Genomic DNA, 17,337 nt, shown 5'->3' on the forward strand with positions numbered 1-17,337 from the left:
GGGATTACCACAGGCTATTGTTAGACAGCTTCTTGGCAATGTAGTTGACAGATACGAGTAGAATTAAGTTAATGATCGAGTTGAACAAGCCAATCGCAGCCGAGAAGCTGAAGCTGGAACCGAGCAAGCCCACTTTATACACATAAGTTGAGATGACTTCAGACGTGCTCAGATTGAGCGGATTTTGCATCAGATATATTTTCTCGAAGCCGAGCTTCATAATGTTGCCTAGATTCAAGATTAATAAGATGACCGATACCGGGATGAGACTCGGAATATCGATATTAATAATCTTCTGAATGCGTGAGGCCCCGTCGACCTTGGCCGATTCATAGAGCTCAGGATTGACCCCTGCGAGCGCCGCAATATAGATGATCGCACCATAGCCGGTGAACTGCCAGACATCGGACCAGACGTAAATCGATTTGAACAGTCCGGGAATACCCATGAAGTTCGTATTCTCAACGCCCAGCATCGCGAAGAACTTGCTAATCATCCCTACGTTCGGCGTCAAGTTCACGATAATGATCGAGACCATGATAACGGTCGAGATGAAGTACGGTGCGTAGGTGACGAGCTGTACGCTTTTCTTAAATAGTCCGTTGCGGATTTCATTCAATGCCAGCGCCAGAATAATGGGAGCAGGGAATCCAATCAACAGCCCGTAGAGGCTAATGCCGAGTGTATTCTTAATGTAGAGCCAGAAATTCGGCGAGTTGAAGAATTGCCCGAAATATTTCAGTCCCACCCAGGGGCTGCCCCAAATGCCTTTGATCACGTTATAATCTTTGAATGCAATGACGATCCCTGCCATGGGCACATATTTGAAGATCACTAAATAGAGCAGTGGCAGCAAAATAACCAAGTACAATTGCCAGTGACGCTTCATGCTTCTCCACGCTGGCTTTCTTACGACTGCTGTTTCATTCACTAGATTTGGCATCACGCAGCTCCTTCCGTCTAGACCTTGGTATGCGATTTCGAATATGACCCCATTGTAGGGGGCGTTCGTCACATCAACAAGAAACAAGAATAAACCGATCTAACTTTTTTCACTTTGGCGTCAGAACGCGAAAAAAGCAGCGATTCACATCGCTGCCTGCACTGTTTTCTACGAATAAACCGTTTTCAACCATTGGCTCTTCGCAAGTGATCCGTACGATATTCACCGGGTGAATAACCAACGACTTTCTTGAATACACGGCTGAATGAGATCGCGCTCGTATATCCAACACGCTCCGCAACCTCTTGCACCGAATACGTGGTCGCCGTTAGCAGACGCTGCGCCTCTTGCATTCGAATTTCGATGAGGAAGTCGACGAACTTCTGCCCAGTATCCTCTTTGAACAGCTTGCTCACATATTTCGCATTCATCTTGAAATGTTCCCCCAGGAACTCCAGCGACATATTCGGATTCGCGTAATCCAGCTCAATAAACTTCCGCATCTCTCGAATCATGGCCGTATGCTGCCGTGTATCCCGCATCTGCCGAATCGTATCGTACAATTCGATGAGTACCGGCTTAATGCCTTCGCGCAATTGTTCCAAGGAATACCCGTAGTCGATTTGCTCGCTTAATTTCGGTAGACTCTCCTGCACCCACATTTGCTGAATTTCCTTGCTCCAACCGGACATCTCACGGCCGAAGAAGTAGATCAAATAATTCATGACGTTCATGATTTCATCATTCGTGAGCAGACCCTGCTTCAACTGGGTGAACCACGATTCGTACTCCTCTAACCATTGATCTTCACCCGTGCGGAAAGACTGAACCAACCAGCGGATCGCTCCGAGATGCGAATACACCTCCGCTTGGCCTTGGCTTGCAATATCCTCGCTTGAGATCAATCGATTCTCACCCAGCACCGTCTTATACTTGAGTGCCTCGATACAAGCTCTATAAGACTGAGGAATTTCATTGATCATCTCTGCGACCGGACCGAGGCCGATCGTAATCGTAAATTTCAAATTCTGCTCCGTCCAGCCTCTCACTTGATCGGCAAGTTGTGGCAGCGATACCGACTCGTCAGGAAGAGATTCCTGGGATTCGAACAGCATCACCGACAAATTGGAAGCCGATGTCCATTCCGACCACAGTCTGCATTCCAATTTAGACGCGATTTCTTCAATGACCGTTCGCAGGGTGAACTTCAATAGGTTCTGATCCCCTTTGGAATAGTTATTGCAGAAATCCCCATATTTATCGATTTCCACGACAAACATCCGGGAGCGCCCCGTTGGCGCCGGCAGCTTCAATTGATTCGCTTCATGCTCCCATTCCACTAAGGTAAGATTTGATCCACCATCAATCAATTGATGGAATAGATCTCTCGTCCGAAGATGCAGATCTTCTTGATACTTCTGCTGATATTGTTTGGCCTGCTCCAGAATGTTCTCAAGCGCAGATTCAATAAAGGCAAATTCGTCCGTCTTGCCGCGTCTTGTGCCTCCTCCGCCTGCAATTGGCAAGGAATAGCTGCTAAACTTCGCTGCGATCTGCTCGATCGGTCTCGAATGACGCCGTGTCACATAGATCATCCACAGCAGGCCGATCCCAATCATCAAGAGACCAATGACGAACCATACGTTATAGAGTGAGGAGATGAACCGAACCAATCCGCCATGCACAAGCCCGCTGCCATATTTCCAATTGGTATAGCTCGAGACATATTGCGAGTTCAGTTCCGTCCCATCTTCGTTCATCTCACCGCCGAATAACAAGTGCCCGGACGTATCTCTTGTCTGAATGAAGCTCGACTTCGTATCGTACAGATCCTTCGTAAGCTTATGCAGCGATTCGGTCGCAACATTGATGACAATCATCCCAAGATCATTCTTCATGTAGGGGGCGCCTCGAACGAGACTGACAACCTGTTTGCCGCCGATCATTCTAAATTGCTCGAAATTACGGCCATCCGTCCACTTCGGTGTCTTGGAGATTTGGTATTGCTCGATAAAATCCTGATCCGCATAATCTTTGACGAAGGCATTCGTCGCATTGCTAAGAACGAATCCGTCCGTATAGCGCACCATATAGATCGAATCAATCAGCGGGTAGTACGTAATCATTTCTTTCAGCTTCTGTACCGCTGCAATATTAATATAGGGATCGCTTCTCGTATTCGATTTGAAGAAATCCTTGAGCGGCTTGCTGTTAATGGTCTCCAACACGACCATATTATCGATGACCTTCAGCGACGTATCGACAAGTCGCATCGCTTGCAAGGACAGCATCTTATTTGCATTGGACGCTTCTTTCCGGCTCTGCTCACTGAACAACTGGAAGAACACGAAGAAAGTAAATGTTATGACAATAATAAAAATCGGCATATAAGACAGCAAAAGCCGTTTAAACCAAGAACTTCTCACGTTCAAACCCCGCTTCGCATTTTTGTATGTTATTATAGCGGATTGCACCTCAATTGTAACCCCTTTCATAAGAGTGCACGCAAAATAACCCATAAAAATCACAAAAAAGAAGAGCTACCCATTCTCATGGATAACTCTTCTTGCCTAAAAATCCCGATCATTAAAATAATGCCAAATCATCTCTAAATCTTCCACCGCATGATAATCACGCAAGTCTTCGATCTGCTCCCACGCTTCACGCATATAATGATGGCTCAGCTCTCTCGCTTGATCCATCGCCTGGCTATGTCGAATCTGTCCGATGACATGTTGGAATTCTTCGACGGTCGAGCCCTCATGCAGCGATCGAATCTGCGTTCCAAGCGCCTCATCCCGCAGGGCATAGATCACTGGCAGCGTCACTTGTCCGTTCATCAAATCCGCTCCCGCCGGCTTGCCAAGCTTCCCTTCCGTCTGCTCGAAATCGAGCAGGTCATCCTTGATCTGAAAGGACATGCCAACCGCTCTGCCAAAGGCGTATAACGTATCCGACACCCATTCCTCTGCTTCAGCCGCCCGCGCACCAGCTTGTAGACATGCAGCCATTAGCAGCGCTGTCTTGTTCATCGTCTTCTCCAAATACGTATCAAGCTCTATGTCATAGTCGAACCGCGTGTTGAGCTGCTGATATTCACCGATACATAGCTTGGATGGTGCCGCTGAGATCAGATCCTGGAGCGCACGTCCTTGATCCTCTGCATCCGAATATTCGAATAGCGCTTCAACGATGCGCGCCATCATATAATTCGCGACATGGGTCGCTGTATAGACATTTGTCTTCGTATGGAGCGTCGGCTGCTGCCTTCTCCGTTCTGCGCCGTCAATAATATCATCATGAATCAAGGAAGCCGCATGAACGAATTCGGCCGCCGCAGCGAGGCGTACGAGCCTCTTCCCTTCCGGAGTACGCATCCCGAATCGGCTCCCTACGATGACGAGCATAGGGCGAAGACGCTTGCCCCCTGCCTGAATCAGGTCAAGCACACTACGTTTCACAACCGAGAATACCGGCAAATCCCGATCATAGCGGACCAGGTCAATCATTTCTTTATCAATGCGGTCCACATCGATTCGAAGGGCATCAGATAACTTCATAAGCGACCTTCGCATATCGGTACGTCACAAATTGACGAATCGCAGTCGGAAGGATAAAATCAGCCGGTTTTCCTTCAATTCTACGAATGTGTATCGTCTTGAGAACAGGTGCGAGTGCAGCCAATAAATCCATGGACTGGTTCGCTAAGGCATATTCATAATAACTACTCTGCAGATAGTCGCCGTCAAGAATTTTGCGTGTGAGCTGCAGCTCTTCTTCCTGTACATCGTCATGGGACTGCAGGGATAATCGCAGTAATACATAACATCCCAAGATTACTTGCCGCCGTGTGTCATCCATATCGTATTCGTTCAGAAAGTGAGCCATTTCTTTCACCCAGCGCGTGTTCACTTCAATTGCAATGCCAGCATCGGGTGCTAATTGCTCCGTTAATTGTTCGAACGTCTGTGTCATTAATTGGCTTGTACTCATGATTCATCACCTGCGTTTCCTCTGAAAATAAGGAGGGCGTAATGCTGCATGATGCGCACTACGCTCCTATTGAATGACTGACAGGTCCTCAAACCTCTAAATTAATCCGCGTATAGATACCATTTCTTGATGAAAGGAATCTTACGCCAGATGCGTTTCAAGTGTGGGTACAGGTAGTAATCCAGGCCAAGCGTGCTGCCGGATCCGCCGATCAACGCAATACCTGCGAACCAGTACCAGAGCATCTCGTAAGGAGCCATACCGGAAGTCCAGATCATGAGACCCATAGCTACCGTACCGATGGAAGCAACGGATGTGAATAGACCAACGATGAGCATCAGACCGAAAATAATCTCTCCGCATACCATTGCGGCTTGGAAGATCGAAGCTAATGCAGTAAAACCGCCATCGCTCGTATAGAAGAACATATCCATCGTTCCGTTCACCATGCTCGTGATGAAATCCGGAACAGGTAGAGCTTCTACCGCAGTCTTAACTGCTTCGCCTGCAGCTGCTGCTGCTTCCGTCGCACCGGATGTACCGTCGACTGCTTTTGCCGGAATCAAGAAGATATTGTTCGGGTCTTCAAGAATTTTCGGCAACTTTGCCAGACCTTCTTTTAACCACATCGCACCAACGAAAATCCGAAGCGGTACGAGCCAGAAGTTCGGGGAGCGCTTGGACAAGTGTCCGCCTACGAAGCTCCGACGATTCGGCACATGGAAGAACTCATGAAGCATATATGAATAACATTTATTGAATCCACAGACTTGGAAGAGGTAGAATAAGTTAATGAAATGTTTGAAGAACATGGCCATGAATCCTGTGAACATGAACATTTTCTTCGGTGTACCAATATTCGCTACCCCGTAACGGCCACCGATACATACCATCGTACCGTGGAATACCGGCTTGTATGGCTTCTGCTGCGCTTGCCCCGTGATCACGGCATGAATGTTGTTCGCAATCAGCGGTGCAGCGTTCTCCGCGTTCTCAACCATTTGCGGAACCGGACGCTCTTCACCTTCTGGAATGTAGAAAATGTTATCGCCGACGACATAGACGTTTTTGTGGTCAACGCTTTGCAAATGTTCATTCGTTACGATCCGTTTTCTGCCCTTTTGCTCAAGATCCAAATCGCCCACGAGATCCGAGCCCTCGACCCCGGCCGTCCAGATGACGGTGTTCGCTTCGATATCCCCGGATTCGCCCAGGCTCACGGATGTTGGCGATACGCCTGTAATTTGCGTACCCGTAATGACTTCGATACCTAATTTATCTAGACGTTGTTTTGCTTTCTGAATTAGTTTATCTGGTAGAATCGGCAAGATTTTCGGAGCCATATCGGCAACGACAAGGCGAACCTCTGATTTATCCAGATAGAATTCTTTACACAATTGCTCTTTGTACTCGCCAAGCTCCCCGATCATCTCGATACCTGTAAAGCCCGCGCCGACGACTACGAATGTCAACATGCGCTTGCGCACAACCGGATCGGTTTCTTTTACAGCCTGGATGAACATCGTGCGGATCTGCTCTCTGAGCGCCACAGCATCTTCATATGACCATAGCGAGAATGCATGCTCCTCAGCACCCGGAATGCCAAAGTATGACGGCTTACAGCCCGTACCGATAACTAAGTAATCATAGGTATAGCTTCTATCATGTTTGGAATGGAGTGTGTTCGCATTGAAATCAATGTTAGCAATATCATCGAGTACCACATCAACATTGCGTCCCGCAAAAATTTTCTTCAGATCGACTTTGATCGAATCTTCCTCAACGCGTGCTGCCGCAACTTCATGTAATTCGGTTAGGAGTGTATGATATGGCTTGCGATCGATCAATGTGATTTCTACGCCAGATCCTTTTTTGAACTTCTTCGCTAATTTCTTAGCTGTTAGTACGCCTCCGTAACCTCCACCAAGAACGATAATCTTCTTATTCATGGGAGTCACCTCTTTGTCCGTATTTTACGAAAGAAACCCCCGCTGTATACGCAGCAGGGATATCATTCTGTGAACTTCGTTTATTACTTTTTAGCACCTTCAAGTGCTTTGGTAACCAAATCAACAAACGGGCTCACAGTGATTGTCACGCCGGATACTGCATCAGATTTACCTTCTGCATTTGGAGCAAATGCTGCTGGATCTTGCTTCTCGATCAAGAATTGCTCAGCTTTAAGCGCTTCTTCATGCCATTCGCCAGCTGCATTGCCTTTTTCTTTCATGCCGTATTTACCATCTTTGGATAATTTCTTCTTGGTGTCGCCGCCGTCTTTAGCTTGTGCGTCCCAGTTCGCAGCTACGATGTTACCGTTCAATACCGTAAGATCTACTGTATATTTATAGCCGCCATCATCAAAATTAGCTTCTTCTGCGTGGTACGCTCCGTCTTTATAAGGACCTGGCTCAACAACGCCTGCTGCTAGTGCTTTTTCAGCTAATTCTGCGAATGGGCTGACCGTGATCGTTACGCCTGAGATTGCGTCTGTTTTACCTTCTGCGTTTGTTGTGATCGCTTTTGGATCTTGCTTCTCGATCAAGAATTGCTCAGCTTTCTCAGCTTCTTCATGCCATTCGCCTTGTGCTTTACCTTTATCTTTCATGCCGTACTTGCCTTCTTTGGATAGAGTTTTCTTATCCGGGCCGCCGGCTTCGTTAATACCATTCCAATCCGCGGAAGTAATCTTACCGCCTTCGACTTTCAATGTTACAGCGTATTTCCAGCCATCTTTGAACTCAGGTTGTTCAGCATAATATGTTCCATCTGCATATGTGCCTTGCTCTGCAGTTGTTTTGTCAGTTGTAGTAGACTCTGTTGTTGTTTCTGGCTTCGCAGTTTCTGTTTTGCCACCGCATCCTGCAAGTAGTCCCATAACAAGTGCCGTTGTCAGAAATAATACAGATATTTTTTTCATGGTATAGACCCTCCTAGTATGGTTTCACAATTCATTTTATTTGTGAATTTTATCTCAAAGTCATTCTATCAGAATTTAAACCAGATTCATGTGATCTTAATCACACCTCATTCCCGCTTTCTGACATATAATTTTCTCTATTTTTGAAATAAAAAAAGAGGCAGCATACCTGCTGCCTCTTTTTTCTGATCTATTTTAATCGCGTCAATACGATGGTATTCAACCAAGTTAGTTCTGATAGTGTAAGCTCACCTTTCTTCGCTTTATCTAGCCAGCTCGGATCGGTAATGTACCCCTTTTTAATGAGATCATCAATCGCTGTCACGAGCATCGTCTGTTGATTTGTCGTCAAGTTCAATGTATTCTCCTCCTCTGTCGATGTGGCATCATACACGTATAAATGATACTGTTCGATCAATTGGATCAGGAGCTTCGGATAATTCGGATCCGTTGCATATCCGCCTTGATATACGGCCTGTGCTGCCGTTCTGTAGTCCGCGTCAACAACCTTACGATAACGCGTTGGATTATCTCTAGTTCCGTTCAGCAGCAGCTTCGCATGGTCATCAATCGATTCTTGCCAACTGGCATAAGCACGGAATGACGCCTTTATCGTATACGGCTTGCCATCGGGTCCATACTCTGTCGTCGTCCAGGAGCTATTTCCGCCTTTGATCCCGAACAAGTTGTTCTGCTTCACGGTCAAGGATGAACTTCCCCAGGAGCTCTCTAGCGCCGCTTGTGCAATCGTTAAAGAGGCAGGGATGCCTGTCTGATACATGCTGAGAACCGCCATAGGTGCTATTCTTGCGATGAACTGTTGTGGATCCATGTCTTGCGCTCCCCTCTCTTCGGTCTAATACGTTGCGATAGAATATCATATGCAAGGGCTTGTTCGTCGGACAAGGCATATTACGGGTGAGACGACAAAAAACCCGCACAGCACAAGGCTGTACAGGTTTCTCGGGAACAGTTCATTCGAAATAAATATCAAATTATGCCTCAGCTATGAAGCGGTTTGTTAGAGAACCAAGCTTCTCGATCTCAATGGTTACAACATCCCCTGGCTGCAGGTAGACGCGTTGTTCTGGAGGCAAACCAAGCACGACGCCTTCCGGTGTACCTGTCAGGATGATATCCCCAGGCACCAATGTCATATGCTTCGAGATGTAGCTGACGATCTCATCACATGGGAAAATCATATCCGATGTATTCGAATTCTGACGCACTTCACCGTTCACAATCGCACGAATGTAGAGCTGATTCGGGTCGCCGACTTCATCAGCTGATACGAGGTAAGGACCCAGTGGGCTGAAGTCATCGCATGTTTTGCCTAACAGCCATTGTTGCGTACGCATTTGCAGATCCCGCGCGGATAGATCGTTCACGGCACAATAACCAAATACATGGTCTAATGCTTCCTCACGGGATACGTTCTTCGTATTCTTCCCGATCACGATGACAAGCTCCGCTTCATAATCGAGTTCCTTCGTGACGTTCGGCACGGCGATCTCGGCTTGATGAGAAGTCAATGTATTATTGAATTTATTAAATAGAATCGGATACGCCGGAATCGGAGCATTCGTCTCTTCCGCATGCTTCTTGTAGTTCAGGCCTACACAAATGATTTTGTTCGGTGCCGTCACACATGGCCCGTATGTGATGGTCGACTCATCGCGTAGTGCAACACCCGCGGTGCCGTATGAATCAACGATCGATTGCAGCTTATCCACTGCTGCTTGTCCGCCTTTGATCACATCCATGACATTTCGTGGTGCGTGCTCGTCTCCAGCTGCTGCACGAGCCACGTCTAGAACACCGTGGTCTGTATGAACACCAAGACACTGCTGCCCCTCTTCAATAAATGTTAATAGTTTCACGCTTATGAACCTCCTTATGTGTTAAGCATTTTTGCCGAATACAACGCCGCCGTCAATATAGAGCGGAGAACCCATCATAAATTTCGATTCGTCTGAAGCAAGGAACAGCGCAGCTTGCGCTACATCTTCAGGTCGGCCCAAATCGCCGCTTAATTGGCGCGTCTTCAGAGAAGCATATGCGGCCTCTTGATTATCGCCGTAGGACTTCTTCAGATAATCTTCTACGAAAGGTGTAAGAATGGTCCCTGGGAGCAGGGCATTCACACGGATATTATATGGCGCATAGTCCACTTGCATCGACTTCGTTAACGATAGCACCGCACCTTTGGTCGTCGAATAAGACCCCCGTTGTGCGAGACCGATTTCAGCGATACAAGATGACATATTGATGATTGATCCCGACTTCGCTTCCATCATATGAGGGAGTACATACTTACATGGCAGGAATACGCCTTTGATGTTGATATTGATGACACGGTCCCATGCGTCTTCTTCGATTTCATGCAGACGACCCACACCGCTTACGCCTGCGTTGTTGAAGAGGACATCGATACGACCGTAACGCTCGATGATTTCGGCGACCATCGCTTGCACTTGATCCGCTTTGGTTACATCCGCACGAATGAAATGGGCACGCCCGCCTGCACTTACGATCTCAGCCGCAGCTGCCAGGCCATGCTCTTCGTTCAGATCATTAATGATAACGATTGCTCCTTCTTCGGCAAATCGTTTCGCAGAACTTTTCCCGATCCCTGAGCCTGATCCTGTAATTAACGTCACTTTATCCTGTAATCTCATATGAGCTCCTCCTTCAGGTTTTGTCACCGTGAATTAACGTTCCATATGATCATCAGGCTGTGCAGCTTTGACGGTTAAGCCGCCATCGACCATGAGCAGATGACCGTTCACTTGCATCGCTTCTTCGGATGCCAAGAAGACAACTGCATCACCAATTTGACGCGCCGTGCCTAGGCGTTTCATTGGATTCGCTTCAACTTCTTGCTGACGAATTCTTGGATCAGCCAAGTAATCGGTACACATATCCGTGTCGACTGTGCTTGGGCCTACCGCATTGACATTAATGTTGAATTTGCCGAGTTCGATCGCCATCCCTTTCGTCAGCATATTCGCTGCGGCTTTCGAGGATTGGTAGTGCGGGATAACCGGACTTGTCACGACAAGGCTAGCTGTCGATAAGACGTTAACGATTTTACCGTATCGACGTTCGATCATGCCTTTCGCTGCGATCTGCGAAGCGAGGAAAATCGCCTTCACGTTCGTGTTGTACGTACGATCCCATGTCTCTTCCGATACGTGCATGAAGGATTCGAACGGCGCGATCCCAGCATTGTTAACGAGGATATCGACTGGTCCGAGCTCGGCTTCGACCTGAGCGAACATCGCCTCTACCTCGGATTTTTTGCCAACATCGGCACGTACGACGATGGCGCGTTGACCAAGCGCCTCAACCTGTGCTTTCACTTGCTCCGCTAACGCGAGACTATTCTCGGATGCATAGTTGATTGCAACATCTGCCCCTTCTTCAGCCAGACGAATGACGATGGCCTCACCAATACCACGGCTTCCTCCGGTTACTAGTGCGATTTTTGATTGCAAACGTTTCATATATATAGATCTCCTCTCGGTTACAATGTTGGTCCAATACGGTTGATACTGAATTCTTGGTGACCTAAAATTTCGGCTTTGGTCTCTTTACCGTCTGCGACTTCGACGATTTCTTGCCAGATGGATTCGCCAGCTTCGTTCAGCCCAAGCGTACCCGCCAGCATCGCGCTTACGTCGACATCCAAGTTATCGTTCATGGACTTGAAGACGCGCTCGTTCCCTGTAATCTTAATGACCGGAATAACCGCTGCGCCTGTTGGTGTACCGCGTCCTGTCGTGAAGCAGACAAGGTGTACGCCGCTTGCAGCCATACCTGATACGCATTCGATGTCATTTCCCGGGGAATCCATGAAGTAGAGACCTTTACCTGGAATCGCTTCGGCATATTCAAATGCACCAACGAGCGGCGACGTACCGCATTTGCTAATACAGCCAAGAGACTTCTCTTCAATCGTAGACAATCCGCCCGCAATGTTCCCTGGGCTCGGGTTGCCGCCGCGCATATCTGCGCCCATTCGATTAATCTCGACCTCGAACCGTTCGATAAAATGGTAGAGCTTGTCGGCAACTTCCTTCGAGCTGCAGCGCGCAGCCATGACATGCTCTGCACCGATAATTTCCGTCGTCTCACTAATTACAACGGTGCCGCCTTTTTCGATCAAGATGTCTGACGCTACGCCCAGCGCCGGGTTAGAAGCCATCCCTGACGTTGCATCAGATCCGCCGCACTTCACACCAATTCGCAGTTCGCTGATTGGCATATTGACGATTGGCTGCTGATCAAGCTCTGCACGTAGACGTTTCGCGATTTCGATACCTTTCTGGATCGCCTTCACCGAACCGCCCACTTCTTGAATGTCAATGACCTCAACCGGTTTGCCCGTCGTCCCAATATCCTTCGCAAGCTCATGCGGGTCGATCACTTCACAGCCTAGGCTTACAATAATGACTGCCCCGACATTCGGGTTCTTCCCTGTACCTGCGAGTGTCTCGAACGTACGTACTTTATCCGCGCCAATCTGACTGCAGCCATGTTGATGCGGGATGGAAACGGTTCCAGGAACCGTCTGGCTAATACGATTACATACTTGATTCGCGCAAATGACCGTCGGAATAACTAACAAATGATTTCGAATACCGTATTCGCCGTTGGCGCGGTGATAACCTTTAATAAAGTCCATGATCCTTTCTCCCCCTCAGGCGTTATGCCCCTTGACTTTGATCTCCTCTGCCGCGAATCCCTTCCACATTATGCACATGAACATGACGACCGCGTTCGATCTTTATCGTTGCACGTCCGATGACTTCCCCATACTTCATCACATGCGTGCCTTCTTCCATATCTACAAGCGCAACTTTATGTCCGAATGGGATCGGATCCAGCGCTACAACCGTCACAAGCTGATCTTTGCTTCGGTAATGAATCGTATCTCCTGCTTGGATGTCCTTCAGCGCAGTCGCAACATGATCCTTCTCATCGACGACGAGCGCATCCGCTCCAGCCACAACTTCTCCTGCCATTTTCTCATCTCCTTAATAGGGTTATCGGTAACTCAAAAGTATCAACTTTACTCGGTGGTGTCAAGCATATTTTTCTTTATTGACGTGGCTTGACTTTCCTATGTAATTCCTTCAATATTGACGATATCACTTGATATAGAAAGGATACTACCATGGTTTCAATCTATGATATTGCCAAAAGAGCACAATGCTCAACCATGACGGTCTCCAGAGTTATCAATAACACTGGCCGCATCAGCGAGAAGACAAGACAGCGTGTGAAAGCCATCATGGAGGAAATGAATTACGTGCCCAACCATGCGGCTCGAAGCCTCGTTCTTCAGCAGACCAAGATCATCTCTCTTCTAATTACGGATATTACGAATCCATTCTATACAACACTTGCCCGCGGCGCGGAAGATGCTGCTCAGCGGTTAGGCTATCGCCTCATGTTCTCGAATAGCGATGAGGATGTACAGAAAGAGCATGATTATATCGAGACCGTCCTCTCCATGCGTGTAGACGGCGTACTTATTGCGCCTGCTGGAGACCAGTCCTTAGAACATCTGCAGAAACTGCAGTTATATAATATACCGTTTGTACTGGTTGACCGCGAGGTGCCTGGTATTGAATCGGACCGCGTATTAGGTGATAGCAAGGAAGGTTCCAAAGCATTAGTGGAACACTTAATCCAGCTCGGTCATCGCCGTATTGCATTCATTAATGGCTCGCCAGGGATCTCCACCGCGAGAATGCGTGAGGCGGGTTATCTCGAGACATTGAAGTTGAATGATATCCCCGTTAACCCGGATTATATGTTCGAGTCGGGCTATTCTCAGTTCGATGCCGATCCGATTATCGATAAGCTGTTATCTTTACCGGAGCCACCAACAGCGATCTTCGCAGCGAATAACTTCATTACCTTAGCGGCGATTCGCTCGCTTCGGAATCGGGGACTGCGTATTCCAGAAGACATGTCCATCGTATGCTTCGATGATCTTGATCCGGGGTACATCGTGGATCCGTTCCTGACGATTGCGGCACAGCCAGCCTATGATTTCGGGCGGATCGGCATGCAGATGCTGATCGATCGTATTCAAGGAACCGCAAATGAGCCAAGAAGCGTCATCCTGCCGTCTAAGCTGATCGTTCGCCGTTCGAGTGCATCATTATAACGTAATGAACCTGTCGGAGAATCTCTGATAGGTTTTTTTGTTTATTTGACGCTTGCAGGATAGAAGCATCCGGATGGAGAATGATAGGAGAGATTGATATATACTTGAGTTAGTATTCGGGATTTCTCAACTTAGGAGGGTTAACTTCAGTTATGGCACTTATCCAATGTAACTTCTTCGCCGAGTCTTTAGGGCTCAGCACGACCATGACGGTCATTCTGCCAGAACAGACAAGATCACAGATCGGTATGACGAATGTTGTTCACACCCATCGTCACCCAACGTTGTATTTACTGCACGGATTATCGGACGATCATTCGATCTGGCTACGTCGTACATCCATTGAGCGGTATGCCGCTGCGTTGGGGATTGCTGTCGTCATGCCTCAGGTCGATCGCAGCTTCTATACCGATATGGCACACGGCAATCGTTATTGGACCTTCGTGAGTGAGGAGCTGCCACGCGCTGTTCGTTCATTCTTCCCGCTCTCAGATGCACGCGAAGATAACTTCGTTGCCGGCCTGTCGATGGGAGGATACGGTGCATTCAAGCTTGCCTTGAATCATCCGGACCGCTTCGCTGCTGCAGCGAGCTTATCGGGGGCGATGGACGTAACAGATCCTATTTACCTACAGCTGATGCCTGAAGTATTCCAGCTTGCATTCGGGGATCAAGCGACGGTCGCTGGCACAGCGAACGACTTGTTGCATCTTGTGTCTGCGCTGGGATCAACGGCGGATTCCACAGCCAAGCCTCTATTGTATCAGTGCTGCGGTACCGAGGATTTCCTCTATGAGCAGAATGTACGCTTCCGCGATACTTGCCGTGCAGCAGGCGTCGATCTAACCTACGACGAAGGACCAGGCGATCATAGCTGGGAGTACTGGGATCAGCAAATTCAGCACGTACTTAACTGGCTGCCACTGCGTAAATAAAATAGCCCCCTCATTCTGCTGTATTCAGCCAGGATGAGGGGGTTATTTATGTGGATGTCTGTAACTTGAAGGGATTCTCTGTGGCAGAGTGCTGTAGATAACTGCGTAGGGCAGTTAATGAGGGGCTCGCGCCCACTAATCAGTCGAATAACTGCTTATATGCAGTTATTTCGCCTTTGATGCTGCTTAATGCGTAGGATTAACTGACATTTGGCAGTTATTTCGGTGTTTGAGCTCGATAATCAGGCATTTAACTGCTTATTTGCAGTTATTTCACCTCTGATGTTGTTAATATGCAGGATTAACTGCTTTTTAGCAGTTATTTCGGTGTTTGATCTCAATAATCAGGCATTTAACTGCTTATTTGCAGTTATTTCACCTCTGATGCTGTTAATATGCAGGATTAACTGCTTTTTAGCAGTTATTTCGGTGTTTGAGCTCGATAATCAGGCATTTAACTGCTTATTTGCAGTTATTTCACCTCTGATGCTGTTAATATGCAGGATTAACTGCTTTTTAGCAGTTATTTCGGTGTTTGAGCTCAATAATCAGACATCGCCCTCGAAAATGATGCACAACTCTAAAGGCAGGGCTATTAAGGTACCATGACGGTATTGCCATAATAATTTTGATGATGAGTTGGATTAATTCCGTGAACATTTTCGACCTCGTACGGCTAACGAACCCAGAATGCCTTATTTACTCAAAATTTGTGTATGTGGTTTTCTAACGAATCCTCAGATCGCTATTACCGTAAAATACGTTACATTTCGCCTGTTTACGACCAAATAACGCTACTCAGATTCGTTAGATTCAAAAAATCCAGATTTTCGAGCCAATAAGGATATGACGGTTCGTTAGCCGAATGCGAGTAACCATGAACGATCGCTCACTCTCGTCGATCAAACCAAGCAACATAAACAACAAAAAAACCACCTTTGAGAAGTAAATCTCAAAAGTGGTCTTTCGCTGCTTGGCATCGTCCTACTCTCCCAGGACCCTGCGGTCCAAGTACCATCGGCGCTAGAGGGCTTAACGGTCGTGTTCGGGATGGGTACGCGTGGAACCCCTCCGCCATCGACACCAAACGTTACAGAGTTTGATCTCTGAAAACTGAATACGAGATAATTTGCGTTTAATTTCTTTAGGATAAGCCCTCGACCGATTAGTATTGGTCAGCTCCACACATTGCTGCGCTTCCACCTCCAACCTATCAACCTCGTCGTCTTCAAGGGGTCTTACTAATTGGGAAATCTCATCTTGAGGGGGGCTTCACGCTTAGATGCTTTCAGCGCTTATCCCTTCCGTACTTGGCTACCCAGCGGTGCTCCTGGCGGAACAACTGGTACACCAGCGGTACGTCCATCCCGGTCCTCTCGTACTAAGGACAGCTCCTCTCAAATTTCCTACGCCCACGACAGATAGGGACCGAACTGTCTCACGACGTTCTGAACCCAGCTCGCGTACCGCTTTAATGGGCGAACAGCCCAACCCTTGGGACCTACTTCAGCCCCAGGATGCGATGAGCCGACATCGAGGTGCCAAACCTCCCCGTCGATGTGGACTCTTGGGGGAGATAAGCCTGTTATCCCCAGGGTAGCTTTTATCCGTTGAGCGATGGCCCTTCCATGCGGTACCACCGGATCACTAAGCCCGACTTTCGTCCCTGCTCGACCTGTATGTCTCGCAGTCAAGCTCCCTTATGCCTTTGCACTCTTCGAATGATTTCCAACCATTCTGAGGGAACCTTGGGGCGCCTCCGTTACTCTTTAGGAGGCGACCGCCCCAGTCAAACTGCCCACCTGACACTGTCCCCGAACCGGGTCACGGTCCTAGGTTAGAACTCCGATACGATCAGGGTGGTATCCCAACGTCGCCTCCACCTAAGCTGGCGCTCAGGCTTCTAAGGCTCCCACCTATCCTGTACAGATCGTACCAAAGTCCAATATCAAGCTGCAGTAAAGCTCCATGGGGTCTTTCCGTCTTGTCGCGGGTAACCTGCATCTTCACAGGTATTAAAATTTCACCGGATCTCTCGTTGAGACAGCGCCCAAGTCGTTACGCCATTCGTGCGGGTCAGAATTTACCTGACAAGGAATTTCGCTACCTTAGGACCGTTATAGTTACGGCCGCCGTTTACTGGGGCTTCGGTTCACAGCTTCGGGATTGCTCCCTAACCACTCCCCTTAACCTTCCAGCACCGGGCAGGCGTCAGCCCGTATACTTCGCCTTACGGCTTCGCACAGACCTGTGTTTTTGCTAAACAGTCGCTTGGGCCTTTTCACTGCGGCCCCCTCGTGCTATTCACACTACCGGGGCACCCCTTCTCCCGAAGTTACGGGGTCATTTTGCCGAGTTCCTTAAC

General features: G+C 48.1%; 14 protein-coding genes and 2 rRNA genes (1 of these 16 cut by a window edge). 2 read left to right on the plus strand and 14 right to left on the minus strand.

Annotated features, from left to right (window positions below; translation table 11 throughout):
- Positions 1-4: 4 nt before the first annotated feature.
- The 12 genes from GCU39_RS19235 to GCU39_RS19290 form a co-directional block, all read right to left on the minus strand.
- Complete coding sequence (locus tag GCU39_RS19235; RefSeq protein ID WP_152394999.1) at positions 5-943, minus strand: ABC transporter permease; 939 nt, start codon at positions 941-943, stop codon at positions 5-7.
- Between the two features lie 185 nt (positions 944-1,128).
- Positions 1,129-3,342 (minus strand): helix-turn-helix domain-containing protein, encoded by a 2,214-nt coding sequence (locus GCU39_RS19240; protein ID WP_227793269.1) that lies wholly within the window; start codon positions 3,340-3,342, stop codon positions 1,129-1,131.
- 171 nt (positions 3,343-3,513) lie between these two features.
- Complete coding sequence (locus GCU39_RS19245) at positions 3,514-4,503, minus strand: polyprenyl synthetase family protein (protein WP_152395001.1); 990 nt, start codon at positions 4,501-4,503, stop codon at positions 3,514-3,516.
- On the minus strand, positions 4,490-4,936 hold the full coding sequence (locus tag GCU39_RS19250) for a hypothetical protein (RefSeq protein WP_152395002.1): 447 nt from the start codon (positions 4,934-4,936) through the stop codon (positions 4,490-4,492). The genes GCU39_RS19245 and GCU39_RS19250 overlap by 14 nt, the downstream gene beginning before the upstream one ends.
- Positions 4,937-5,037: 101 nt before the next feature.
- The gene (locus GCU39_RS19255) at positions 5,038-6,885 is read right to left on the minus strand and encodes an FAD-dependent oxidoreductase (protein WP_152395003.1); all 1,848 of its coding nucleotides are present in this window, start codon (positions 6,883-6,885) and stop codon (positions 5,038-5,040) included.
- An 83-nt stretch (positions 6,886-6,968) separates the two neighbouring features.
- Positions 6,969-7,856, minus strand: a complete 888-nt coding sequence (locus tag GCU39_RS19260; RefSeq protein WP_152395004.1) for an FMN-binding protein — start codon at positions 7,854-7,856, stop codon at positions 6,969-6,971.
- A 190-nt stretch (positions 7,857-8,046) separates the two neighbouring features.
- Positions 8,047-8,688 (minus strand): glycoside hydrolase family 73 protein, encoded by a 642-nt coding sequence (locus tag GCU39_RS19265; protein ID WP_152395005.1) that lies wholly within the window; start codon positions 8,686-8,688, stop codon positions 8,047-8,049.
- Between the two features lie 163 nt (positions 8,689-8,851).
- The gene (locus GCU39_RS19270) at positions 8,852-9,736 is read right to left on the minus strand and encodes a fumarylacetoacetate hydrolase family protein (RefSeq protein WP_152395006.1); all 885 of its coding nucleotides are present in this window, start codon (positions 9,734-9,736) and stop codon (positions 8,852-8,854) included.
- Positions 9,737-9,757: 21 nt separating this feature from the next.
- On the minus strand, positions 9,758-10,534 hold the full coding sequence (locus tag GCU39_RS19275) for an SDR family NAD(P)-dependent oxidoreductase (RefSeq protein WP_152395007.1): 777 nt from the start codon (positions 10,532-10,534) through the stop codon (positions 9,758-9,760).
- Positions 10,535-10,567: 33 nt separating this feature from the next.
- Positions 10,568-11,362: an SDR family NAD(P)-dependent oxidoreductase gene (locus GCU39_RS19280; RefSeq protein ID WP_152395008.1), complete on the minus strand. Its 795-nt coding sequence runs from the start codon at positions 11,360-11,362 to the stop codon at positions 10,568-10,570.
- A 20-nt stretch (positions 11,363-11,382) separates the two neighbouring features.
- Positions 11,383-12,543 carry a UxaA family hydrolase gene (locus GCU39_RS19285; protein ID WP_152395009.1) on the minus strand — a complete coding sequence of 387 codons (1,161 nt, stop codon included), beginning with the start codon at positions 12,541-12,543 and terminating at the stop codon, positions 11,383-11,385.
- Positions 12,544-12,565: 22 nt separating this feature from the next.
- The gene (locus tag GCU39_RS19290; protein WP_152395010.1) at positions 12,566-12,883 is read right to left on the minus strand and encodes a UxaA family hydrolase; all 318 of its coding nucleotides are present in this window, start codon (positions 12,881-12,883) and stop codon (positions 12,566-12,568) included.
- Between the two features lie 152 nt (positions 12,884-13,035).
- On the opposite strand from GCU39_RS19290, the gene GCU39_RS19295 reads away from it, so the two are divergent.
- Positions 13,036-14,037 (plus strand): LacI family DNA-binding transcriptional regulator, encoded by a 1,002-nt coding sequence (locus GCU39_RS19295; protein WP_152395011.1) that lies wholly within the window; start codon positions 13,036-13,038, stop codon positions 14,035-14,037.
- Positions 14,038-14,189: 152 nt separating this feature from the next.
- Positions 14,190-14,972, plus strand: a complete 783-nt coding sequence (locus GCU39_RS19300) for an alpha/beta hydrolase (RefSeq protein ID WP_152395012.1) — start codon at positions 14,190-14,192, stop codon at positions 14,970-14,972.
- Positions 14,973-15,943: 971 nt separating this feature from the next.
- Here GCU39_RS19300 and rrf read toward each other — a convergent pair.
- Positions 15,944-16,060 (minus strand): 5S ribosomal RNA (gene rrf, locus GCU39_RS19305).
- Between the two features lie 57 nt (positions 16,061-16,117).
- A 23S ribosomal RNA gene (locus GCU39_RS19310) occupies positions 16,118-17,337 on the minus strand (it continues 1,711 nt past the right edge of the window).

Source organism: Paenibacillus guangzhouensis (assembly GCF_009363075.1).
GTDB classification, from domain to species: Bacteria; Bacillota; Bacilli; order Paenibacillales; family Paenibacillaceae; genus Paenibacillus_K; species Paenibacillus_K guangzhouensis.